The sequence below is a fragment of the Pseudonocardia humida genome, from assembly GCF_023898865.1.
GTDB classification, from domain to species: Bacteria; Actinomycetota; Actinomycetes; order Mycobacteriales; family Pseudonocardiaceae; genus Pseudonocardia; species Pseudonocardia humida.
Genome location: NZ_JAGSOV010000045.1, coordinates 25834 through 48423, shown reverse-complemented (window position 1 = coordinate 48423; position 22590 = coordinate 25834). Strand labels below are relative to the sequence as shown.

Below are 22590 nucleotides of genomic sequence, written 5' to 3'. Positions count from 1 at the left end.
CTTCATCCCTTGAACGCGCCCGACATGAAGCCGCGCACGTAGTGTCGTTGGAGCAGCAGGAACAGCACGATGCAGGGCAGCGCGAGGATCACCACGCCGGCCTCGGTGGCGCCGTAGTCGACGACCCCCTGCACCTGGCTGCGTAGGTTCGCGATGGCCAGCGGCAGTGTCATCCGGGACGAGTCGTTGATCAGGATCAGCGGGGCCATGAAGTCGTTCCACGCGGTGAGGAACGCGAACAGCCCGACCGTGATCATCCCCGGCCGCACGGCGGGCAGCAGCACCCGCCGCAGCGTCGTGAACGACGAGCAGCCGTCGACCATCGCCGCCTCGTCGAGTTCGCGGGGCACCGACTCGAACGAGATCCGCATCATGAACACCGAGAACGGCAGCTGGAACATCGAGATCACCAGCGCCACTCCGACCAGCGAGTTCGCCAGCCCGACCCGGTTGAGCAGCACGTAGAGCGGGATCAGCAGGGTGGCGTAGGGGACCATCAGGATGGCCAGCGTGAGCAGGAACAGCAGGTCCTTGCCGGGGAACCGGAACCGGGCGAACGCGTACCCGCCGAAGACGGACACGGTCACGGTCAGCGCCACGGTCAGCAGCGAGACGAACGCCGAGTTGGCCAGGTACCGCCCGATGCCCGCCTGGTAGCCGGCCAGCGTCTCGTAGTTGCCGAAGCCCCAGCCCTGCACCTGGTTGGTGCCCGGGCTCGGCGACACCGACGCCACCGCCGTCCACAGCAGCGGGAACAGGAAGACCAGCGCCAGCGCCGTGGTGAACACCCAGTAGGGGGTGCGGATCGCGATGCCGGCCAGCACGGTGGCCGGCCCCCCGCCGCGCGCGGGCGCCCTCACGGCCCCTCGTCCGGTCGTCGGAACGCCCGCAGCTGCAGCACGTTGACCAGCACCAGCACGCCGAGCACCAGCACCGACAGCGCGGCGGCCACCCCGAGGTCGTTCTGGCCCTGGAAGGCGACGGTGTAGACGAGCTGGACGACCGAGATCGTGCTGTTGTCCGGGCCGCCCTTGGTGAGGATGTAGAACTGCTCGAACGCCAGCAGCGAGCCGGTCACGCACAGCACGGTGGTCAGCGCGAGCGTGGGGCGCAGCAGCGGCAGCGTGATGTGGCGGAACAGCTGCAGGCGCGAGGCCCCGTCCATCCGGGCCGCCTCGTAGACCTCGGTCGGGATGCCCTGCAGGCCCACCAGCATCAGCAGCATGTAGAAGCCCGCGTACCGCCAGACGATCAGGAACAGCGTCGACCACAGCGCCGCGTTCGGCGTGCCCAGGAACGTCGCGCCCAGGTCGGCCATCAGCGGGGACAGCGGCCCGGCCAGCGGCGAGTACAGCACGTAGAACAGCAGCGACGCCGAGGCCAGCCCGAGCGCGCTGGGCACCAGGATGGCGGTGCGCAGCAGGCCCTTCCACCGGGTGGACTCCTGCACCAGCAGGGCCAGCCCGAGCCCCAGCCCGATCAGCAGCACAGTGGCCAGCACCGTGTACTTCAGGGTGAAGACGATCGAGTCGACGAAGAACCGGTTGCCGACGGCCTTGGCGTAGTTGTCGGGGAAGTTCCAGCCCCGGAACCCGCTCAGCAGCGGCCAGCGCGCCGCCGACATCACCAGCACCAGCCCGAGCGGGACGACGAACAGCGCCACGACGAACACCGCGGTCGGCGTGGCGTAGAGCCACCCGCTCAGGGCGGCCCGGCGCCCGTTGCGTCGCGGTACCGCGGGCGGCGCGGAGCGCGTCGCCCGCGGGCGCGTGGGGACGACGACGCTCACTGCCCGAGCACCGCCGTGATCTCGGCGTTGTTCTGCTCCACCGCGGTCCCCGGACCGAGCACCGCCTCGCGGACCAGGGTGAGCCACGGCCCGGTCGGGGCGTTGAACGCCTGCTGGAAGTTGCGCGCCACGGGGGTGACGCCCTCGGCGGCGACCTCGTTGATGGTGACCAGCCGCGGGTCGGCCGAGGCGTAGGCGTTGGCCGCCAGGTCGGAGCGCGAGACCACGTCGTTGTTCTTGGCCAGCACCTCGACCTGGGCGTCCTCGGTCATCAGCCAGGCCAGGAAGTTCCACGCCTGGGCGGCCTTGGTGGAGTCCTTGGAGACGCCGATCCCGTCGCCGCCGACGAACGTCGACGCGCCGCCGCCCGGGCCCGGGATGCCGGCCACGCCGACGTCGACGGTCTCCTGCGCCGAGGCCAGCAGCGTGGCCGGGTAGGGCATCAGGCCGACCTGGCCGGAGGTGAACCCGGCCGTCCACGTCGGACCGGCCTCGTCCTGCGAGGACGGCAGCACCGCGCCGGAGGCCCACAGGTCGCGCCAGGTGTCGTAGACCCGGGTGGCGGTGCTCGAGGCCAGCAGCGACTCGGTGCCCTCGGGGTTCATCACCTGCTCGCCCGCGGCCCACACCGACGGGAACCAGGTGAAGACCAGGCAGCCGCCGCAGTTGAGGCCGGTGGCCGTGCCGTAGGTGTCGGGCTTGCCCAGCGCCTGGACCGCCTTGGCCGCCGCGGCGAACTCCTCCAGCGTGGCCGGGGCCTTCTCCGGGTCGAGCCCGGCCTCGCGGAACAGGTCCTTGTTCCAGAACAGCATCGACAGGTCGAGCACGAACGGCAGCACGTAGGAGCTGCCCTCCAGCGTGCCCGCGCTCATGTGGCCCTCGTTCAGGGTGTCCTTGAACGGCAGCCGGTCGATGTTGGCCGTGAGGTCCTGGAAGAGGCCCTGCTCGGCCCAGTTGGGCACGTAGACGATGTCGGCGGCGAACAGGTCGGGCAGGCCGCCCGCCCCGGCCGCGGCGCCGACCTTGGTCACGTAGTCGTCGTTGGGGACGATCGTGACCTCGATCTTGTTCTGGTGCGTCGCGTTGTAGGCGTCGACCAGCAGGTTGGTCTGGGTCTCCAGGGAGTCGCGGGCCCACAGGGTGAGCGTCGCGCCGTCGTCGACGCCGTCGGGCCCGACCTCCGCCACCTCGCCCCCGCCGGGAGCCGCGCCCCCGCCGCCACCGCACGCGCTGACCGCCAGCAGCAGCGCGGCGACGACGCCGACCGCGGCGCGGGTGCGTACCGAGCGCCCTCGAACGCCTCTCATGCTGTCTCCTCGAGCTCGTCGTTGAGCGTGCCGCCGGGTGGCGGCCCGGGAACCATCGAAGAAAACCGTGTCGTCGAGCGTGTCGCACGGTTTCGCGGCCGAGCGTGGCCCGGTGGCCCGTCGACCGACTGCCGTGCTGGTCAAGCAGGTATTGTGAGCGCTCACATCGCGATCACAGTGGTGCCCTCGAACGCGAAAAGGTTTTCGGCAAAGTAGCCCCGTCGGGGATGCGGGTCAAGGGCCGGCCGTTGTTAGGGTGCGGTGGCGAGGAGGTCGGATGACAGGTTCGGAACCGGCGCGCGCGGGCCGACCGGTGACGCTCACCGAGGTGGCCCGCCTGGCCGGGGTGTCGGTGGCCACCGCCTCCAAGGCGCTCAACGGGCGCGCCCGGGTCGCCCCCGCCACCCGCCAACGGGTCGTCGACGCCGCCGACCGGCTCGCCTTCAGCCCCAACCCGCTGGCCCGCGGCCTGCTCGCCGGCCGCACCGGCACGGTCGGCCTGCTCACCAGCGACCTGGACGGCCGCTTCGTCATCCCGATCCTGATGGGCGCCGAGGACTCGTTCGGCGCCGGGCAGATCAACGTGTTCCTCTGCGACGCCCGCGGCGACGCCATCCGCGAGCAGCACCACCTGCGCGCCCTGCTCAGCCGCCGCGTCGACGGCCTGATCGTGGTGGGGGAGAAGACCAACCCCCGCCCGTCACTGGGCCAGGAGATCCCGGTCCCGGTCGTCTACGTCTACGCCCCCTCCGACGACCCCGCCGACCTCTCCCTCACCCCCGACAACGTCGGCGCCGGCCGCACCGCCGTCGAGCACCTGGTCGCCGGGGGCCGCACCCGCATCGCCCACATCTCCGGCGACCCCACCTACGCCGCCGCCCTGGACCGCGCCGTCGGCGTCCGGGAGGGCTTGGCCGCGGCCGGGCTCGACCTGGTCGGCGAGGTCATGTTCGCCGAGTGGTCCGAGCGCTGGGGCCGCGACGCCGCCGCCGTCCTGCTGCACCGCCACCCCGACATCGACGCCGTGCTCTGCGGCTCCGACCAGATCGCCCGCGGCGTCCTGGACACCGCCCGCGACCTGGGCCGCGCGGTCCCCGAGGACGTCGCCGTGATCGGCTTCGACAACTGGGAGGTCCTCACCCTCAACGCCCGCCCCGAGCTGACCAGCATCGACGCCAACCTCCAGCAGCTGGGCCGCCTCGCCGCCCAACGCGTCTTCGCCGCCCTCGACGGCGTCGACATCGGCAGCGGCACCCAGTACCTCCCCGGCCGCCTGGTCATCCGCGGCTCCACCGTCCCCCGCCGCTGAACCCGCCCCACCGCGCACATCGACTGGCCACCGCGCGCGTCCACTGGCCACGGCGCACACCTCCCAACGTGTGCGCGGTGGCCACACGGTGCGCGCGGGGCCCCCGGGCCCCCCCGCGCGCGGGGCGGCCGGGGCCGCCCCCGCGCCGGGCACCGCATGGGGCCGGCAAGGGCGGCGGGCGCGGACCGGTCCGGTCCGCGCCCTCCGCCCGATGTCGCCCGTCGTCAGTCGTCGATGCTGGTGTTGCCGGAGTCCTCGATCTCGGTGCTGGTGCGGCTCTCGGTGGTGTTGTTCGAGTTGATGTCGATCACGTCGGAGACACCGATGTTGGTGCAGTTCAGCGCCTGGATCGGGGCGCTGATCGGGGCCACCACGTTGGCCACCAGGCCGCCGAGGCCGAGCAGGCTGCTGCCGCCGGTGGCGGTCGTGGCCACGTCGGGGCCGTCCTGCGCGAACGAGCAGTCGTTGGTCAGGTTGTCGCGCTCGACGTTGGTGTAGTCGATGTTCTGCGGGGCGGAGTGGTGCCGGTGGTGGTGGCGGTCGCCGTGGTGGTGGTCCCCGCCGCCGTCCGTCGCGAAAGCCAGCGGCGACACCGAGAGCAGGCCCGCGGCGGCCACGGCGACAACGATTCCAGCCTTCTTCAGCATTTTTTCTCCTGTGTGAGCAGCGGTGCGACCTGCGGGTCGTTCCGTTGAGCGGGTCGGCGTTCGATTGGGGAGCGCCCGCCGATGAGCAAAAAGCTAGCGATTCCGATCGCCAACCCACAAACCCGGTAACACCATCGGGTGATGGAATTACTGTGAGTGCGGTGACGCCGCCGATCAGGTCGTTTCCGCAGACCGGGAAAGGTCCGCTGCGCACCAGTGCCGTCGACGCTCGGTGACCCCACCGCGCCTGATCGGCGCAGTATCCTCCGGCGCTGACACGCGCGGTGATCGCCGCTCGTCGGAGGTAGGTTGCTGCGATGTCCGACGGCGCCCGGGAGGCGCGCGAGTTCGTCCGCCTCGCGCTGCACCTCGACCGCCTCGCCCCCGGTCTGGTGGGTGCGCACCTGGGCGAGCCCGACGTGCGCCGCGCCGTCGACGACGAGCCCGTCGTCGCTCCCGCCGACCTGGCCGCGCGCGCCCGCGCCCTGGCCGTCGACGTCGGCTCGGCGGGCCTGCCCGCGCACCGCCGCGACGTGCTGCTCGCGCAGCTGGCCGCGGCCGGGTGCACGGCGCTGCGGCTGGCCGGCGGCGTCGTGCCGTACCGCCGGGAGATCGAGCTGTGCCTGGGCGTGGCGGTCGAGCCCGGCGACGAGGACGGCTACCGCGCCGCCCACCGCGAGCTGGACGCCCTGCTGCCCGGGCCCGGCCGGCTGGCCGAGCGGCTGGCCGCGTACCGCCGCGCCGACGAGCTCGCCCCCGACCGGCTCCTGCCCGCGGTCCGGGCGCTGTCCGGTGCACTGCGGGAGCGGGTCGGCCCCGCGTACGCGCTGCCGGTCGACGAGTCGGTCGTCTTCGAGGTCGTGCCGGAGGCCCCGTGGGCCGCGCTGCACCAGCACCGGGGCCGGCACCACTCGACCGTCCGGCTCAACGGGTCCGCCCGGGTGCGCGCAGGTCAGCTGGCCCAACTCGTCGCGCACGAGGCCTACCCGGGCCACCACACCGAGCTGTGCCGCACCCAGGACGGGCCGCTGGCCCACGGGGAGGGCGAGCACGCCGTCACCCTGGTCCTGTCGCCGTGCAGCACCGTCGCCGAGGGGTTGGCCGACTCCGGGCTGTCGGCCGCCGTCGGTCCCGGCTGGGGTGCCTGGGCGGGCGAGGTGCTGGGCGGGGTCGGCGTGCGCACGGACGGTGAGCTGGCCGAGCGGATCGACCGGGTGATGGAGGGGCTGCTGCCGGTCCGGCAGGACGCCGCGCTGCTGCTGCACGACCGGCGCGCCGGCGAGGACGCCGCCCGCCGGCACCTGCGTCGCTGGCTGCTCGTCGACGAGCGGCGCGCCGACCGGATGCTGTCCTTCCTGACCCACCCGATCTGGCGGGCCTACACCACCGCGTACGTCGAGGGGTTCCGGTTGGTCCAGCGGCACGTGGGCACCGAGCCGTCGGTCGCCGGGGCCCGGCACGCCGCGCTGGTCGGGCGGCCCACGACGCCGGCGCTGCTGGCCGTCGACCCCGCTCCGGTCGCCCGCGCGGGCTGAGCCCGACCCTGTCGTCCTGCCGCTGCGGAGGGCGGCCGTGACCGCGGACCCGACGCGCCGACCTGGGCGACGGAAGGTCAACTCCAGGCGCCGAACGGTCGGCATTCGTGTTAATTCTCGGCGCGTCGACCCCCCGCGACCGCGCGTCGCTGTTGACCGCACCGGGGTGACCGCCGGTAGCGTGATCGGCGGTTGGTCCGTATCCGATGCGGACCACCCGGGGAGGCCCTGGTCGTGGTGAAAGCACCCGAGGGGGCCGGCACCCGGCCCTCGCGGGCCCCCGCGGCGGTTGCGCGGAGGTCCCAACCAGGGCCGGCCGGCCCACCAGAGTGTGGGCGCGGTGCCGCGCCCACGAGGGAGCACCCGTGACCGAAGGTCGTTACGCCCCCGAATCGGACGCCGCCCGCTGCTACGTGCTCGACACCTCCGTACTCCTGTCGGACCCCTGGTCGTTGACCCGGTTCGAGGAGCACGAGGTCGTCCTGCCGCTGGTGGTCATCTCCGAGCTCGAGGGCAAGCGGCACCACCCCGAACTGGGGTGGTTCGCTCGCACGGCGCTGCGCATGCTCGACGAGCTCCGCGTCGAACACGGCCGGCTCGACGCCCCGGTGCCGATCGGCACCGCGGGCGGGACGTTGCACGTCGAGCTCAACCACACCGACCCGGAGGTGCTCCCCGCCGGTTTCCGCACCGAGGCCAACGACAGCCGCATCCTCGCCTGCGCGCTCAACCTGGCCGCCGAGCGGCGCCTGGAGGGCCGCGGTGAGGTCGTGCTGGTCACCAAGGACATCCCGCTGCGGGTCAAGGCGGCCGCGGTCGGTCTGAAGGCCGACGAGTACACCGCGCTCGACGTGGTGCCCTCCGGCTGGACCGGGATGACCGACCTGGAGGTCACCCAGACCGACGTCGACGCCCTCTTCCGGGAGGGTGTCATCGACCACGACCTCGCCCGCGAGCTGCCGTGCAACACCGGTCTGCGGCTCACCGGACCGGCGTCCGCGCTGGGCCGGGTGACCGCGGACAAGCGGGTCAAGCTGGTCCGCGGCGACCGCGAGGCCTTCGGGCTGCACGGTCGCTCGGCCGAGCAGCGGGTGGCGCTCGACCTGCTGCTCGACCCGGACGTCGGAATCGTCTCCCTGGGCGGCCGGGCCGGCACCGGCAAGTCGGCGCTGGCGCTGTGCGCGGGGCTGGAGGCCGTGCTGGAGCGCCAGCAGCACCGCAAGGTCGTGGTCTTCCGGCCGCTGTACGCCGTGGGCGGGCAGGAGCTGGGCTACCTGCCCGGCAGCGAGTCGGAGAAGATGGGGCCCTGGGCGCAGGCCGTCTTCGACACCCTCGGCGCCGTGGTCAGCCAGGACGTGATGGACGAGGTGCTGGCCAGGGGTCTGCTGGAGGTACTGCCGCTCACCCACATCCGGGGCCGCTCGCTGCACGACTCGTTCGTCATCGTCGACGAGGCGCAGTCGCTGGAGCGCAACGTGCTGCTCACCGTGCTCTCGCGGCTGGGCACGGCGTCGCGGGTGGTGCTCACCCACGACGTGGCCCAGCGCGACAACCTGCGCGTCGGCCGGCACGACGGCGTCGCGGCGGTGATCGAGAAGCTCAAGGGCCACCCGCTGTTCGCCCACGTCACGCTGACCCGCAGCGAGCGCAGCCCGATCGCCGCGCTCGTCACCGAGATGCTGGAGGGCCCCGCCGCCTGACCCGTCCCCCGTCGAGAACGACGTCGTCGCCGTGTGGACCGGCCAGAATCGGCGACGACGTCGTTCTCGACGGTCAGGCCTTGCGGCCGATGCCGCCGTAGGCGTCGACGTCGACCGGCTCGCGGGCCTCGGCGAGCTCCGGGCGCCACCGCGGGCACGGGACGACGCCGGGCTCGACCAGCTCGAGCCCGCTGAAGTAGCCGACGAACTGCTCCGGGCTGCGCAGGTGGTACTGCACCGCGCCGCGGTCGTTGTGCTGGCGCTGGGCGGCGTTGAGCTCGGCGTTGGTGTCGCTGCCGTCGCAGATCAGCAGGTGGCTGCCGGGGGCGAGGGCGCCGACGAGGCGGCCGACGACGGCGCGGGCCTCGTCGTAGTCGGCGACGTGGCCGAGGATCCCGCTGAGGATCAGCGCGACGGGCTCGTCGAAGTCCAGGGTGCGCGCCGCCGCGGTGAGGATCTCGTCGGTGTCGTGCAGGTCGGCGTGCAGGTAGTCGGTGGCGCCCTCGGGGCTGGAGTCGAGCAGGACGCGGGCGTGCGCCAGCACGAGCGGGTCGTTGTCGACGTAGACGACCCGCGAGGTGGGGGCCACCGACTGCGCGATCTGGTGGGTGTTGGACGCGGTGGGCAGGCCGGTCCCGATGTCGAGGAACTGGCGCATCCCGGCGTCCGTGGCCAGGTACCGGATGCCGCGCTGCAGGAACCGGCGGAACGCCATGGCGTTGTCGGCGATCGCCGGGAACGCCTGCCGGAACTGCTCGCCCGCGACCCGGTCGACCTCGTAGTTGTCCTTGCCGCCCAGCCAGTAGTTCCAGATGCGGGCGGAGTGCGGCACGGTCACGTCGATCACGTCGTCGGAGGGAGCGGACGGGTCGTCTGCCATGGCGCGGTCCTTCCCGATCGGGTCGCCGCAACCCTACTGGGCGTGATCACCCGCGGGCGCTGCGCCCGCGCACGGCCCGCGGGCGGTCCGGTTCCCGCGGTCAGGCGTAGCCGCTGGCCTGCAGCCGGAACAGGGTGGCGTAGCGGCCGTCGAGGGCCATCAGCTCCGCGTGCGTCCCGGACTCGGCGACCACCCCGTCGGCCAGCACGACGACCAGGTCGGCGTCGCGCACCGTGCTGAGCCGGTGGGAGATGAGCAGGCTGGTGCGCCCGGCGCGCAGCTCGCGCAGCCGCTCGTGCAGCTCGTGCTCGGCGGCCGCGTCGAGCCCCGAGCTCGGCTCGTCGAGCACGACGACCGCGGCGTCGCGGCGGAACACCGCGCGCGCCAGCGCCAGGCGCTGCCACTGCCCGCCGGACAGCACGACCCCGGTGACCGGGTCGTCGCCCACGTCGGCGGACATGTAGACGCGGGTCAGCATGGTGTCGTAGGCGCGCGGCAGCGCCTCCACGACCGGGGCGACCCCGGCCCACGCCGCGGCCTGCGCCACCCGCTCGCGGTCCTCCAGCGCCGCCACGTCGCCGACGGCGATGTTCTCCGCCGCGGACAGCTCGTAGTGCATGAAGTCCTGGAACACCGCCCCGATCCGGCGGCGCAGCGCGTCCAGGTCGAGCTCGCGCAGGTCGGTCCCGTCCCACAGGATGCGCCCGGCCGTCGGGTCGTAGAACCGGCACAGCAGCTTGACCACGGTGCTCTTGCCGGCCCCGTTGGCGCCGACGAGCGCGGTGGCCGCGCCGGCGCCCAGGGTGAACGAGGCCCCGCGCAGGGTCCACGGCAGGTCGTCGGCGTAGCGGAACCACACGTCGCGGAACTCGATGCCGGTGCGCAGGTCGGGCACCGGGCGGCCGGGGCCGCGGACCGGCAGGTCCGGTTCGGCCCGCACGATGTGCTGGTAGTGGCCGAACAGCAGCAGCGCGTGGTGCGCCTGGGCCCAGCCGCTGATCGCCACGCTCAGCCCGCCCTGCACGCCGGCCACCGCCGCCACGAACACCGACACGTCGCCGACGCTGAGCTCCCCGCGGCCCGCCGCGGCCACCGCCCAGGCGAGCCCGCCCCCGGCGACCACCGCGCCGAGCCCGCCCAGCAGGGCCTGGGCGCGCAGCTCGCGCCGATCGGCCGCCCGGTAGCCGGCGTCGACCCGGCGCAACTCGGTGGCCATGCGGGCGGCGAACAACCCGTCCAGGCCGTAGAGGCGCATCTCCTTCGCCGCCTCGACGCTGGAGATGAGCTGGGCGTAGAAGTGCTCGCGGCGGGCCGCGTGCCCGAGTCGGGTGATCATGGCGGCGCGGTGGCGGCTCAGCGCCAGCTCGACGTGCAGCGTCGGGGCGGCCGCAGCCAGCACGACCAGCAGCATCCATGGGTTGACCACGGCCAGCGCGGACAGGAACCCCGCCGCCATCGCCGCGCCCTGCAGGACGCCGATCGAGCTGGTCAGCACTTCGGCCGGGCCGGCCGGGCCGACCTCGGTGGCCAGCGACAGCCGGGTCTGGAACTCGGGGTCCTCGTGCCGGGCGAGCCCGCGCAGCCGGCCCACGGCCGCGTAGAGCCGCCGGCGGGTGGCCAGCGTGAAGGCCCGGCCCAGCTCCGCGTCGAGGTACTGGACGAGCTGGGGCAGCGCGGCCGCGGCCACCCCGCCCAGAGCGAGCCCGGCCACCGGCAGCGCCAGCTCACCGCCCCCGACCAGCCGGTCGAGCACGACCTTCATCAGCCAGGCGACGCCGACCGGCACGACCGCGGTCACCACCCCCACCGCGAGCCGCAGCACCAGCAGCGGGGCGGCGACCTCGCGGGCCAGGGCCAGTGCGGGCCGCAGCAGCCGCTCGCGGTCCGGCGCGGCCGGCGCGCTCACGCCGCCGCGGTCTCCGGGAGCCGCTCCAGGGCGAAGTCGCTGGCCGCCACGGTGTGCTCGTCCAGCACGGCGAAGGCCGGGAAGCCGACGACGCCGAACGCCGCGGCCACCGGCCCGGACGGCTGCTCGACCACGACCCGGGCCACCGGTTCGAGCCGCTCGCGCAGCTCGGCGGTCTCCCCGTCGTGACCCACGACGACGGCCAGCACCTGCGCCGGGCCACCCGGGGTGAGCTGGGCCCTGGCCGTGAACAGCGGCAGCGAGTCGATGCACGCCGGGCAGGTCGGCGACAGGAAGGCGACCAGGGTGCGACCGCGCAGATCGGTGGAGCCGACCGGCGCGCCGGTCACCGTGGCAGCGGCGAACGCCCGGACCTCCTCGCCGGCCTCGAGCATCGTCGACCGGGGGTTGGCCACCCCGTCGATCATGGTCTGCATCAGCGCGTCGTGCCGGCGCAGCCGGTGCAGCAGCCCGACCACCAGCACCAGGTTGGCCAGGCCGAGCGGGCCGAGCACGGCCAGCACGACAGCGGACTCCGACACCGTTCCCCGTCCTCCCTCGTCCTCAGCCGAGGCCGGGCAGCACCGGCCCGACCATCCAGCGCAGGTCGTCCAGCCGCACCACCAGCAGCGCCGCGGCCGCCCCGAGCAGCGCCCCGCCGCCCACCTCGACCGCGGAGCTCCCGACGACGGGCCCGGCCACCGCGGCCACGACCAGCCCGGCCACGGCGAACCCGGCCAGCAGGCCGTTGCGGACCAGGTCGAGCCGACCCGGCGGCGAATCCTGGGCGCCGAAGCAGTGGCAGGGCTCGGTGACCCCGCGCCGGATCATCGACAGCAGCGCCGCGGTGAACGCGATCAGCAGGGCGGCGGCCGACGCGAAGCCGAGCAGCGCCGCCGGGACCCACCACGCCCCGAGCACGAGCGGCGGGAGCACGGCCAGCTCGGCGGCCACGACCGCGGGCGCGAGGCGGTTCGCGCGCAGCGGCGCCACCCCGAGGGTCGCCGGCAGCGACCGGCGGAACGCCCCCGGGTCGGCGAGCTTGGCCGCGGCCGACATCGCGAAGGTGACCGCCACCGCGGCGGTCAGCGCGGCGGCGAGCATCAGTAGCCGATCTGGGTCACGTCGCCGCGCCGGAACGTCGGTCCGGACATCAGCAGCTCGGCCAAGCAGGTGCTCATCGGCAGGCCGAGGTCGTGCTCCATCCAGATGAACTGGCCGTTCGGGTTGACCTCCAGGAAGACGAAGTCGCCGTCCGGGGTGACGATGAAGTCGATCGCCCCGTAGACCAGTCCCAGATCGTCCATCAGCGCGTGCACGTTCTTCACGACGTGGTCGGGCAGCGGGACGTAGTCGCCGTAGGGCATTTCGTCCGCGCCCCGCCAGTCGACCGCGGTCGATTCCTCGGACTGCGAGCTGATGACGACCGGGAAGTAGGTGTTGCCGATGATCGTGAGACGGATCTCGTAGGCCTTCTCGATGTATTCCTGGAACGTGCAGATCGTGTGTCGGACGCGGTCGACGTGCTCGGTCATCTCGTCGCCGACGACGGTGGTGAGCAGGCCGTTCGGGAACGCGCCGGGGTAGTGCACGACCCCGCCGCTGAGCGCCTTGTAGACCAGCTTCCCGCCGCTGTCGCGCAGCAGGGCGGTGACCTCGTCGGGGTCGTTGGTCATCAGCGTGCGCGGGGTCCGGAAGCCCAGCCGCTTGGCCAGCTGCGAGTGGTAGGGCTTGAGCTCGGCGGTGCCGTCGAGGTCGGGGCGGTTGACCCACAGGCAGTCGGTGGCGCGCAGGATGCCCCCGACGCCGTGCAGGGCCTCGCTCCGGGCGAACTCGACCTCCGCGGCGCCCATCTCCGGGTCGAACGCGAACGTCGTGGGGCGCCGGTACCAGACCCCGGACAGGGCGTCGAGGTCGACGACGCGGTCGCGGTGGCGCAGCACCCGCCGCTCTGCCCCGAAGTCGGACGCGGTGAGGCTGAGCCGCTGCGGGAAGTAGCTCAGGTCCACGCGCACGATCTCGGCGTCCCGCTCGCGCAGCGCGCGCACGACCGGGTCGACGGTGGGGTCGAACTCCTGGGTGAGGATCAGGACGGTGGGGTGCTGCGCCATCGTCGTCGACTCAGCCGCAGGCGTCGTCGCTGGTGCAGTCGCCGCACTGGGTGCCGTTGGACGTGCGGGTCTTCGTGGCGATGCCCATGGTCGGCACGCCGTCCGGCACGACCCAGACCTGCAGGTCCTCGTCGTAGCGGCCCATGTCGATGAAGGGCAGCTCGCCCTCCACCCGGAACTCGGAGTACTGGTAGGCCAGCGGCAGGCCGCTCTCGGTGGGCGTGACGCCGTCGGGCACCACGTGCCCGTGCAGCATCGAGCGGGATGTGCGGAGCGGGTTCCTGGTCAGAACCGGAGCGGACATCACAGACCTCCATCCGTCGGCCGGGAACGGTCGTCCCCGGGGCCAGTGGGTTCGGTGAGGCCGACGATCGCGGTCACCTCACCGGAGAACGACCAGACCAGTTCGGTCTGGTCGTAGTGCCCGGCATTCATCTCGACATCGCTGTCCGGCTCGTACGGGGAAACGTTCTCGAACAGGTACGCCAAGGGGGACGACGGGCTCAACCGTCGTTGTTGCCGGTCGGCGGGGGGTACGGAGCGGACGACCATCACGTTGCCCTCCGACAATTCCGGGCGATCCATCCGCAGGAATGTCGGTCCCGTGCTGGTCACGCCCATTGATGCTGCCGGATCGCGTTCTCGCGGACAATCGACCGAACGGCGTCGAACGGGCTGGGCCGTTGGCGGTCACCGCGGCTGGGGCGAGCGCCGTGATCCGCGGGCGGAAAGCGGGCGGATGGCCGCTTTTCATTGCGCGCGCACGAACCGCGCGGTGATGACGGTGATAGGCGCTGCGCGGTCAGTCGCCGAGTTCGGTCCGGACCGCGTAGAGCTCCGGGAAGAACGTCAGGTCGAGCGCGCGGGCCAGGAAGCCGGTGCCCGACGAGCCGCCGGTGCCGCGCCGGAAGCCGATGGTGCGCTGTACCGTGCGCAGGTGGCGGAACCGCCAGACCTGGAAGCTGTCCTCCAGGTCGACCAGGTCCTCGCAGGCCTCGTAGACCCCCCAGTGCTGGTCCACCTGCGAGTAGACGCCGCGGAACACCTCGACCACCCCGTCGTGCAGCACGTGGGTCTTGGTGACGTCGCGGTCGAGCACCTCCCGGGGGACCGGCCAGCCCTGGCGGGCGAGGTAGCGCAGGAACTCGTCGTAGAGGCTCGGCGCGGCCAGCAGCTCGGCCAGCTCCCGCTGCCGCGGCTCGTCGTGGCGGAAGACCTCCAGCATGGCGGCGTTCTTGTTGCCGAGCGCGAACTCCACGGCCCGGTACTGCTGGCTCTGGAAGCCCGACGAGCTGGCCAGCGACCCGCGGAACTCCAGGTACTCCGACGGGGTCAGGGTGGCCAGCACCGACCACTGCTCGATCAGCGTGCGCTGCACGTGCTTGATCCGGGCCAGGTTCTTCAGCGCCAGCCGAAGATCGTCCGTGGCGAGGTGGCGCATGGCCGCGCGCAGCTCGTGCAGCACCAGCTTGAGCCACAGCTCCGAGGTCTGGTGCTGGATGATGAAGAGCATCTCGTCGTGGTGCGGGGGCCGGCTGACCGGGTGCTGGGCCGAGAGCAGCTCGTCGAGGTGCAGGTAGTCGCCGTAGGACATGGCCTCGCGGAAGTCGCGCACCACCTCGCGCTCCACCGGCCGGTCGTTGCTGGAGGTCATCGGCCGGCCTCCCGGGCCAGCACCTGCACGCCCTCGAGCACCTCGGCGAAGCTGGTGCTCAGCGGGGCCAGCCCCAGCCGGATGCCGTCCGGGGCGCGGAAGTCCGGTATCACGCCCGCCTCCCACAGCCGGTCGTTGACCGCGCGGAAGTCCGGGCGGCGCAGCGTGACGTGCCCGCCGCGCTCGGCGTCGGCCCGCGGGCTGGCCACCGTGACGCCGGCGCCGGCGAGCAGGTCGTCGGCGAGGTCCAGGGCGAACCGGGTGAGCAGCACCGACTTGGCCCGGATCGCCGCCATCCCGACCCGTTCGACGAGGTCCAGCCCGCAGCGCACCGGGACCATGGCCACGATCGGCGGCGTGCCGCTGAGCAGCGCCCGCGCCCCGGCGGCCGGAGTGTGGCCCGGTCCCATCGCGAACGGGTCGGCGTGCCCCATCCAGCCCTGGACCGGTTGGCGCAGCACGCCGTGGTGGCGGGCGGCCAGGTAGCCGAACGCCGGGGCGCCGGGCCCCCCGCACAGGTACTTGTAGGTGCAGCCCACCGCCAGGTCGACGCCCCAGCCGTCCAGGTCGAGCTCGACCGAGCCCGCGGAGTGGCTGAGGTCGAACAGGACCAGCCCGCCCGCGTCGTGCACGGCCCGGGTGATGCCGGGGGCGTCGGCGAGGTGCGCCGACCGGTAGGCGACGTGGCTGAACAGGGCGAGCGCGGTGCGCGGCCCGACGGCGGCGCGCACCTGGTCGAGGGTGATCCCGGCGTCGGGGTCGGTCTCGATCCAGCGCACCCGGCAGCCGCGCTCGGCCGCGATGCCCTCCACGACGTAGCGGTCGGTGGGGAAGTTGTCGGTGTCGCAGACGATCTCGTCGCGGCCGTCGGCCGCGGCGTCGACCGCGGCCCTGGCCAGCTTGTAGAGCATCACCGTGGTCGAGTCGGCGACGACGGTCTGCCCGGGCGCTGCGCCGAGCACCGCCCGTCCCAGCTGGTCGCCGAGCTGCTGCGGCCAGTCCATCCAGCCCTCGGTCCAGCCCCGGATCAGCCGCCCGCCCCACTCCCGCTCGATGAAGGCCGTCATCCTCGTGGCGGTGGCCCGCAGCGGCCGGCCCAGCGAGTTGCCGTCCAGGTACGCGGTCACCCCCGGCGCGGAGTCGAGCAGGAACTCGTCGCGCACCCCGGCCAGCGGGTCGGCGGCGTCGAGCTCGGCGGCGAGCTCGCGCCAGGTGGTCGTGGTCGTGGTCATGACAGCGGTCCCCTCACAGGCCGTGCGGTGTGCCCTCGGTGAAGCCTGCCATCGTCTGCACACCGATGACGGCGCGCTCGGCCAGCTCGTCGAGGGTGCGGGCGCCGGCGTACGTGCAGGTGGAGCGCACGCCGGAGCAGATCTCGTCGAGCACGTCCTCCACCCCGGGCCGGCGCGGGTCGAGCCACTGCCGCGAGCTGGAGATGCCCTCCTCGAACAGGGCCTTGCGGGCCTGGTCGAAGGCGCCGTCCCCGCGGGTGCGGGCCCCGACGGCGCGCTTGGACGCCATCCCGAAGCACTCCTTGTACAGCCGGCCGGACTCGTCGCGCAGCAGGTCGCCCGGCGACTCGTAGGTGCCGGCCAGCCACGACCCGATCATCACCGCGGACGCGCCCGCGGCCAGCGCCAGCGCCACGTCGCGCGGGTGGCGCACGCCGCCGTCGGCCCAGATGCGGACCCCGTGCCGCCGCCCGGCCTCGGCGCACTCCAGCACCGCGCTGAACTGCGGCCGCCCCACGCCGGTGGCCATCCGGGTGGTGCACATCGCGCCGGGCCCGACCCCGACCTTGACGATGTCGGCGCCGGCCTCGGCCAGGTCGGCCACGCCCTCGGCGGTGACCACGTTGCCCGCGACCACCGGCACCGCGGCCCCGGCGTCGGTGACCACGCCGCGCACCGCCCGCAGCGCCTCCAGCATCTTGTCCTGGTGGCCGTGCGCGGTGTCCACCACGAGCACGTCGACACCGGCGTCCAGCAGCGCCTTCGCCTTGACCGCGACGTCGCCGTTGATGCCGACGGCGGCCGCCGTGCGCAGCCGGCCGTCGGCATCGAGGGAGGGGCGGTAGATGTCGGCGCGCAGCGCGCCGAGCGAGGTGAGCAGACCGGCCAGCCGGCCGTCGGCGTCGACCCCGAGCGCGACCCCCCGCCCGCCGAGCGCCTCGAAGACCTCGCGCGGCGAGGTGTCCAGCGGCAGCGTCAGCGGGGACGGTTCGAGCACGTCGGCGAGCCGGGTGAAGCGGTCGACCCCGGTGCAGGCGGCCTCGTCGACGGTGCCGACGGGGCGCCCGCCGTCGTCGACCACGACGACGGCCCGGTGCGCCCGCTTGGCCAGCAGGTTGACCGCATCGGCCACCGCGTCGCCGGGGGACAGGACGAGCGGGGTGTCCCACACCGCGTGGCGGGACTTGATGAACCGGACGATGTCGGCCACCGCCTCGGGCGCCACGTCCTGCGGGAGCACGGTGAGCGCGCCCCGACGGGCCAGCGTCTCGGCCATCCGGCGGCCGGCGACCGCGGTCATGTTCGCCGCGACGACGGGCAGCGTGGCCCCCGAACCGTCGGCGGTGGCGAGGTCGACGTCGAACCGGGAGGCCACCGACGACCGGCCGGGAACGAGGAAGACGTCGTCGTAGGTGAGGTCGTGACCGGGCCGCTGGGCGTCGAGAAAGCGCACGGTATCGGGATACTACGCCCGTCCGGCCGCGTTCGTTCCGGTCGCGGCCGGCGTCCGGCCGGGCCGGACGCCGGCTACGGCGCCTCCGCCGGGCTCACCACGGTGGGTCCGACCAGCCGCCGCAGTGCGTCGACGTGGCCGTCGAACGCCGTGCGGCCCTGGTCGGTGAGGCTGACCAGCGTGCGCCGCCGCCGTCCGGCGCCTTCCTTGCGCACCTCCGCGTACCCGGCCTCGGCGAGCGTCGAGACCTGCTTGGACAGCGCCGAGTCGCTGAGTCCGAGGCTCTCCTTGAGGAAGCTGAACTCGGCCCACTGCGTCGCGGCCAGCAGCGCCACCAGGCCGAGCCGGGTCGGCGGGTGGATGAGCTCGTCGAAGCCGGGGGGTGTGCTCACCGGGCGGTCCGCAGCAGCAGCGCCCGGTAGAGCGGGTGGGTGGCCGCGATGAAGACGGCCAGCACCACGCCGACGAGCGTGTTGCGCAGCGGGAAGTCGATCTGGTCGAGCAGCCGCAGGCCGGCGACGGTGAGCGCGGCGGAGGCCAGCGCGCCGCCGGCGAGCAGGGCCCAGAAGCGGGGGGTCATCTGGGACCTGTGCATGGCCACCCGGCCGTGCCGGCCGGCGTGGGTGAAGCAGGCGAGCGCGGCGATCACCGCTCCGCCGAACAGGCTGAGCCGCAGGGCCATCGGCACGGGCAGGTCCATCGCCGCGAAGCCGGCGACCAGCGCCACCAGTCCGGTGGTGTCCCAGCCGCGGTGCCGCCCGCGGGTCGTGCCGTCGAGCACCTGCTTGCGCCGCTCGGCGATCTCGGCCAGGCGGGCGCGCGCTTCCTCGGAGTCGACCATCGGTTCCACCTCCACACGTTTGACTTTCCTTGCAGGCAAGTTAGCACTTCACTTTCCTGACTGGCAAGTCGGATCCGCTGGTGGAGGCACCGCGAGGTCACTCGGCGGGGTTCCAGTGCGCGAGTCGGTGCATCGCCTCGGACGTGCTGTCGAACCCGTCGCCCAGCAGGTCGTGCAGCTCGGCGTTGAACCGGTCGACCTCGGGCTGGACGGCGGCGAGGGCCTCGGTGCCCCTCGTCGAGAGTTCGAGCACCACCGCTCGGTGCTCGTCCGGGTGGGCGCCGCGGGTCAGCATGTCGGCCGCGACGAGCCGGCCGACCAGGCCGGTGACCGCGGATTCCCGCAGGCCGAGGGTGCGGGCGAGTTGCCGCTGGGTGGTCCCGGGCTGGTCGCGCACGGCGTACAGCGCGCCGAGCTGCGCGGTCGTGATGCCCGCCGCGGCCAGGCAGCGCCGGTCGGCGGCCAGGCGCAGGGTGTGCGCCGCGCGCTGGAGCAGGAAGAACAGGCGCTGATCGGGGTCGGCCACCCCGCGATCTTGACAGTCGGCGGCGGCGGGCGCGATGCTCACTTCAGATGCGAAGTGAGGTGGGGATGACGACACCGCTCGAGTACGCGCAGGGGATCCTGGAGTCGCAGCCGTTCAGCCGGCTGCTCGGGGCGCGGCTGACCGAGTTCGGGGACGGGGTGGCGGTGCTGGAGCTGGACATCCGCGACGACCTGCGCCAGCAGATGGGCTTCGTGCACGGCGGCGTGCTCAGCTACGCCGCCGACAACGCGCTCACCTTCGCCGCGGGCGCGGCCGTCGGCTCCGGCCTGGTGACCGCCGGGCTCACCATCGACTACCTGCGCCCGGCCACGGGCCGCACCCTGCGCGCCCGCGCCCGGGTGGTACGGGCCGGGCGGGCGCGGGTCGTGTGCCGGTGCGACGTCGAGGCGCTGAGCGACGCGGGGGAGCCGACCCTCTGCGCCGTCGCGCAGGGCACCATCGCCACGCTCCCCGGCGCCCGGTAGCGGTCGGAACGGGCCGCGCGAAACCGAGTCAGTCGCGCAGCATCGCCCGCACCGCGTCGATCGTGTCGGCCTCGGCGGGGGTCTTGTCCGGGCGGTAGCGCAGGACCCGGGCGAACCGCAGCGCCACGCCGCCGGGGTAGCGCGTGCTGCGCTGGGCGCCGTCGAGCTCGATCTCGACGACCAGCTCCGGGCGCAGCAGCACCGCGCCCGGCACCTCCTCCCGCGCGTACCGCGGGAAGGTGGCCGTCTGCCAGGCCAGCAGCTCGTCGGTCATGCCCTTGAACGTCTTGCCCACCATGATCGGCTCGCCGCCGTCGGGGTCGCGGGCGCCGAGGTGGATGTTGGACAGCGAGCCCGTACGCCGGCCGTAGCCCCACTCGGCGCCGATCACGACGAGGTCGAGGGTGTGCACCGGCTTGACCTTCTGCCAGGCCTTGCCGCGCCGGCCCGCGGCGTACGGGGCGGCCAGCGACTTGACCATGACGCCCTCGTGGCCGGCGTCCATGGCGTCGGCCAGGACCTGCGCTGCTTCGTCGGGGGTGGGCCGCAGCCGCCCCGGCATGCGGTGCGCGCCGGCGACCGTCTCCAGGGCCTCCAGCCGGACGGCGAGCGGCTCGTCGAGCAGGTCGGCGCCGTCGAGGGCGAGGCAGTCGAAGAAGAAGGGCGCCAGCAGCTGGTCGCCGGCGGCGGCGCCGAAGCGGCTCATCGTCTCCTGGAAGGGGCGGGGGCGGCCCTCGTCGGTGAGGGCGAGGGTCTCGCCGTCGAGCACGACCGACGTGCACGGCAGGCCGCGGACGAACTCGACCAGCTCCGGGACGGCGGCGGTGATCTCGCGCAGCGTCCTGGTCCAGACGCGGACGTCGGCGCCGTCGCGGTGGACCTGGATGCGGGCGCCGTCGAGCTTGTACTCGACGCTGACGTCGGAGCCGAGGTCGGCGAGGGCGCCGTCAAGCGAGTCGGCCGGGGAGGCGAGCATCGGCCGGACCGGGGTGCCGACCCGCAGCGCCACCGCCCGCAGGGCCTCGACCCCACCGGACAGGGCCAGCGCGGCGGTGCCGGGCAGTCGACCGGAGAGCATGAAGGCGCGGCGCACCACGGCGGCCGGCACCTCGGCGGCGGACGCGATGGCCTCCAGCATCACGCCCTCCAGCGCCCCCTGACGCAGCTCGCCGGTGATCAGCCGGCGCAGGAAGGCCTGCTCGTCGGCGGTCGCGGCGCCGAACAGCTCGCCCAGCAGCGCGGCGCGGCGGGCGACCGAGCCGCTGCCGGTGGTGGCGGCCAGCTCGTCGAGGAGCCGGTCGACCACGTCGACCCGCAGGGACGGCTGGGCGGCCGGGGCGTGGTCGAGGGCGGCCAGGGTGCGCCACCCGGCGCCGATCCGGCCCTGCCGGGCCTCCCCGGACAGCCACGCGGTGACCGCCTCCACCTCGGCCGGGGCGGCCGCGCGCAGTGCGTCGGCGAGCGCGGCGGCCTTGGCGGTGCGGGAGCGGGTGGCCCCGACCGCGGCCGAGGTGGCGACCACGTCGCTGAGCAGCATGGACCCATCCTGGCAGCGCCGACCGACAGCCGCCCCCGCCGACCTGTCGTCAGCCCATCGACTTCTGGCCGTCGATCGCCTCGCGGATGATGTCGGCGTGCCCGGCGTGCTGGGCGATCTCGGCGATGAGGCCCATGAACACCCGGCGGGCCGAGCGGCGCGCGCCCGGCGGGAACCACGGCGCCTCCGGCAGCGGGTGCGACAGGTCCAGGTCGGGCAGCGTCGCCACCACCTCGTCGGTGCGCCGGGCGATCTCGTCGTAGCGGTCGAGCAGGACCTGCAGCGTCTCGCCCTCCAGCATCCGGAAGGTGTTGCCGAACTCCGCCCAGTCGTCGTCGGGGGACGACTCCATCGCCGAGGTGCCCTGCTCGATGAAGTCGACCCACTGCGACTCCATGAGGGCGACGTGCTTGATCAGCCCGCCCACGGTCAGCTCGCTGACGGTGCTGCGGGTGGCGGCCTGCTCGTCGGTCAGGTCGCGGGCGGTGCCGCGCAGCAGGGCGCGGTGCATCCGCAGGGTCTCCAGCAGGTCGGCGCGCTCACCGGTGAGGGTCTGCTCCATCGTCGTCATCTCCTGGCCTCTCGATCGTGGGGTCGGATCCCCGACTCGCTCACCGGGACAAGGCTAGGGGGTGCAGCGGTCACTTCCTGACCTCAATGTTGCCCAACGGTCATTTCCTGACCGGAATCCGGCGCAGGATGGACCCATGGCGAACACGAGCTCCCGCACCCTGCGGCTGCTGTCCCTGCTGCAGACGCGGCGGTACTGGCCGGGCCCGGTGCTCGCCGACAAGCTCGGGGTCTCGCCCCGCACGCTGCGCCGCGACGTCGACCGGCTGCGCGAGCTGGGCTACCCCGTCGAGGCCAGCCGCGGCGTCGACGGCGGCTACCAGCTGGCCGCGGGGGCGTCGCTGCCGCCGCTGATCCTCGACGACGAGGAGGCCGTCGCGCTGGCGGTCGGGATGCAGGCCGCCACCCAGGGCGCGACCTCGGGCATCGAGGAGGCCGCGGCGCGGGCGCTGGCCAAGGTCGTGCAGGTCATGCCGGCCCGGCTGCGCCGCCGCGTCGACGCCGTCCGGGCGGTCACCGTGCCCGGCTCGTGGGGCGGCGCGCCCGGCCCGGCCGTCGACCCCGACGTGCTCTCCGTCCTCGCCCAGGCCTGCCGCGACGCCGAGCGGGTGCGGTTCCGCTACACCGCCCACGACGGCGCCGACACGGCCCGTCACGCCGAGCCGCTGCGGCTGGTGTCGCTGGGGCGGCGCTGGTACGTCGTGGCCTACGACCTCGACCGCACCGACTGGCGCAGCTTCCGCCTCGACCGGGTCACCGGCCCGCGGGGGACCGGCGCCCGGTTCCGCCCCCGCGAGCTGCCCGCCGAGGACGCCGCGGCGTTCGTCCGGGCCGGGATCACCCGCATCCCGGCGTCGCACGCGGTGGAGGCGCTGGTCGAGGCCCCGGCGGCCGCGGTGCGCGAGCGCATGGGCCGGTGGTTCGTCGTCGAGGAGCTCGGGCCCGAGCGCACCCGCGTCACCATGACCACCGACGACCTGTCCTGGCCCGCCATGGCGCTGGGCGTGCTCGGCGAGGAGTTCGAGGTGGTCTCACCGCCGGGGCTGCGCACCCTGGTGGGCGAGCTGGCCACCCGCTTCGCCCGCGCCGCGGCCGAGCCCGCCTGACG

At 73.8% G+C, this 22590-nt stretch carries 24 protein-coding genes; 5 read left to right on the top strand and 19 right to left on the bottom strand.

Annotation, left to right across the window (positions count from 1 at the left end):
* Positions 1 to 2: 2 nt before the first annotated feature.
* From KDL28_RS21820 to KDL28_RS21810, 3 genes are read right to left on the bottom strand one after another with little or no spacing between them, the layout of a single operon-like run.
* Positions 3 to 860: a carbohydrate ABC transporter permease gene (locus KDL28_RS21820; protein ID WP_252441321.1), complete on the bottom strand. Its 858-nt coding sequence runs from the start codon at positions 858 to 860 to the stop codon at positions 3 to 5.
* Entirely contained in the window at positions 857 to 1789 is a 933-nt protein-coding gene (locus KDL28_RS21815; protein WP_252441320.1) for a carbohydrate ABC transporter permease, read from the bottom strand. Before KDL28_RS21815 ends, KDL28_RS21820 begins: the two co-directional genes overlap by 4 nt.
* Positions 1786 to 3096, bottom strand: coding sequence for an ABC transporter substrate-binding protein (locus KDL28_RS21810; protein ID WP_252441319.1), 1311 nt, complete (start codon positions 3094 to 3096; stop codon positions 1786 to 1788). Before KDL28_RS21810 ends, KDL28_RS21815 begins: the two co-directional genes overlap by 4 nt.
* A 277-nt stretch (positions 3097 to 3373) precedes the next feature.
* On the opposite strand from KDL28_RS21810, the gene KDL28_RS21805 reads away from it, so the two are divergent.
* On the top strand, positions 3374 to 4405 hold the full coding sequence (locus KDL28_RS21805; protein WP_252441318.1) for a LacI family DNA-binding transcriptional regulator: 1032 nt from the start codon (positions 3374 to 3376) through the stop codon (positions 4403 to 4405).
* A gap of 224 nt (positions 4406 to 4629) precedes the next feature.
* Here the strand turns inward: KDL28_RS21805 and KDL28_RS21800 are convergent, their stop codons facing one another.
* Positions 4630 to 5052 carry a hypothetical protein gene (locus KDL28_RS21800; protein WP_252441317.1) on the bottom strand — a complete coding sequence of 141 codons (423 nt, stop codon included), beginning with the start codon at positions 5050 to 5052 and terminating at the stop codon, positions 4630 to 4632.
* Positions 5053 to 5369: 317 nt separating this feature from the next.
* Here KDL28_RS21800 and KDL28_RS21795 point away from each other — a divergent pair, with 317 nt between their 5' ends.
* A complete protein-coding gene (locus KDL28_RS21795) occupies positions 5370 to 6587 on the top strand; it encodes a DUF885 domain-containing protein (RefSeq protein ID WP_252441316.1) in 1218 nt (405 codons plus the stop codon).
* 365 nt (positions 6588 to 6952) lie between these two features.
* A complete protein-coding gene (gene phoH2 / locus KDL28_RS21790) occupies positions 6953 to 8287 on the top strand; it encodes an RNA 5'-3' helicase PhoH2 (protein ID WP_252441315.1) in 1335 nt (444 codons plus the stop codon).
* A 73-nt stretch (positions 8288 to 8360) separates the two neighbouring features.
* Here the strand turns inward: phoH2 and KDL28_RS21785 are convergent, their stop codons facing one another.
* The 13 genes from KDL28_RS21785 to KDL28_RS21725 all read right to left on the bottom strand — a co-directional run bounded on the left by KDL28_RS21785 (position 8361) and on the right by KDL28_RS21725 (position 18890).
* Positions 8361 to 9167 carry an SAM-dependent methyltransferase gene (locus KDL28_RS21785; RefSeq protein ID WP_252441314.1) on the bottom strand — a complete coding sequence of 269 codons (807 nt, stop codon included), beginning with the start codon at positions 9165 to 9167 and terminating at the stop codon, positions 8361 to 8363.
* Between the two features lie 100 nt (positions 9168 to 9267).
* Positions 9268 to 11073 carry an ABC transporter ATP-binding protein gene (locus tag KDL28_RS21780; protein WP_252441313.1) on the bottom strand — a complete coding sequence of 602 codons (1806 nt, stop codon included), beginning with the start codon at positions 11071 to 11073 and terminating at the stop codon, positions 9268 to 9270.
* Positions 11070 to 11615 carry a TlpA family protein disulfide reductase gene (locus tag KDL28_RS21775; RefSeq protein WP_252441312.1) on the bottom strand — a complete coding sequence of 182 codons (546 nt, stop codon included), beginning with the start codon at positions 11613 to 11615 and terminating at the stop codon, positions 11070 to 11072. The genes KDL28_RS21780 and KDL28_RS21775 overlap by 4 nt, the downstream gene beginning before the upstream one ends.
* A gap of 22 nt (positions 11616 to 11637) precedes the next feature.
* The gene (locus tag KDL28_RS21770; protein ID WP_252441311.1) at positions 11638 to 12177 is read right to left on the bottom strand and encodes a MauE/DoxX family redox-associated membrane protein; all 540 of its coding nucleotides are present in this window, start codon (positions 12175 to 12177) and stop codon (positions 11638 to 11640) included.
* Entirely contained in the window at positions 12177 to 13184 is a 1008-nt protein-coding gene (locus KDL28_RS21765) for an MvdC/MvdD family ATP grasp protein (protein ID WP_252441310.1), read from the bottom strand. Before KDL28_RS21765 ends, KDL28_RS21770 begins: the two co-directional genes overlap by 1 nt.
* A gap of 10 nt (positions 13185 to 13194) precedes the next feature.
* A complete protein-coding gene (locus KDL28_RS21760) occupies positions 13195 to 13488 on the bottom strand; it encodes a hypothetical protein (RefSeq protein WP_252441309.1) in 294 nt (97 codons plus the stop codon).
* On the bottom strand, positions 13488 to 13799 hold the full coding sequence (locus KDL28_RS21755; protein WP_252441308.1) for a hypothetical protein: 312 nt from the start codon (positions 13797 to 13799) through the stop codon (positions 13488 to 13490). Before KDL28_RS21755 ends, KDL28_RS21760 begins: the two co-directional genes overlap by 1 nt.
* A 187-nt stretch (positions 13800 to 13986) precedes the next feature.
* The gene (gene kynA / locus KDL28_RS21750; RefSeq protein WP_252441307.1) at positions 13987 to 14838 is read right to left on the bottom strand and encodes a tryptophan 2,3-dioxygenase; all 852 of its coding nucleotides are present in this window, start codon (positions 14836 to 14838) and stop codon (positions 13987 to 13989) included.
* Positions 14835 to 16070 (bottom strand): kynureninase, encoded by a 1236-nt coding sequence (locus KDL28_RS21745; protein WP_252441306.1) that lies wholly within the window; start codon positions 16068 to 16070, stop codon positions 14835 to 14837. Before KDL28_RS21745 ends, kynA begins: the two co-directional genes overlap by 4 nt.
* Before the next feature lie 13 nt (positions 16071 to 16083).
* Positions 16084 to 17523 carry a GuaB1 family IMP dehydrogenase-related protein gene (locus KDL28_RS21740; RefSeq protein ID WP_252441305.1) on the bottom strand — a complete coding sequence of 480 codons (1440 nt, stop codon included), beginning with the start codon at positions 17521 to 17523 and terminating at the stop codon, positions 16084 to 16086.
* 74 nt (positions 17524 to 17597) lie between these two features.
* The gene (locus KDL28_RS21735) at positions 17598 to 17915 is read right to left on the bottom strand and encodes a winged helix-turn-helix domain-containing protein (RefSeq protein ID WP_252441304.1); all 318 of its coding nucleotides are present in this window, start codon (positions 17913 to 17915) and stop codon (positions 17598 to 17600) included.
* Positions 17912 to 18364, bottom strand: coding sequence for a hypothetical protein (locus tag KDL28_RS21730; protein ID WP_252441303.1), 453 nt, complete (start codon positions 18362 to 18364; stop codon positions 17912 to 17914). Before KDL28_RS21730 ends, KDL28_RS21735 begins: the two co-directional genes overlap by 4 nt.
* Positions 18365 to 18461: 97 nt before the next feature.
* Positions 18462 to 18890 carry a MarR family winged helix-turn-helix transcriptional regulator gene (locus KDL28_RS21725; RefSeq protein ID WP_252441302.1) on the bottom strand — a complete coding sequence of 143 codons (429 nt, stop codon included), beginning with the start codon at positions 18888 to 18890 and terminating at the stop codon, positions 18462 to 18464.
* 65 nt (positions 18891 to 18955) lie between these two features.
* Here KDL28_RS21725 and KDL28_RS21720 point away from each other — a divergent pair, with 65 nt between their 5' ends.
* Positions 18956 to 19375: a PaaI family thioesterase gene (locus KDL28_RS21720; protein WP_252441301.1), complete on the top strand. Its 420-nt coding sequence runs from the start codon at positions 18956 to 18958 to the stop codon at positions 19373 to 19375.
* A gap of 28 nt (positions 19376 to 19403) precedes the next feature.
* Here the strand turns inward: KDL28_RS21720 and KDL28_RS21715 are convergent, their stop codons facing one another.
* Positions 19404 to 20912: an ATP-dependent DNA ligase gene (locus KDL28_RS21715; protein ID WP_252441300.1), complete on the bottom strand. Its 1509-nt coding sequence runs from the start codon at positions 20910 to 20912 to the stop codon at positions 19404 to 19406.
* 49 nt (positions 20913 to 20961) lie between these two features.
* Positions 20962 to 21474: a DinB family protein gene (locus KDL28_RS21710; RefSeq protein WP_252441299.1), complete on the bottom strand. Its 513-nt coding sequence runs from the start codon at positions 21472 to 21474 to the stop codon at positions 20962 to 20964.
* Between the two features lie 145 nt (positions 21475 to 21619).
* On the opposite strand from KDL28_RS21710, the gene KDL28_RS21705 reads away from it, so the two are divergent.
* Positions 21620 to 22588 carry a helix-turn-helix transcriptional regulator gene (locus tag KDL28_RS21705; RefSeq protein WP_252441298.1) on the top strand — a complete coding sequence of 323 codons (969 nt, stop codon included), beginning with the start codon at positions 21620 to 21622 and terminating at the stop codon, positions 22586 to 22588.
* The last annotated feature ends 2 nt before the right edge of the window (positions 22589 to 22590 follow it).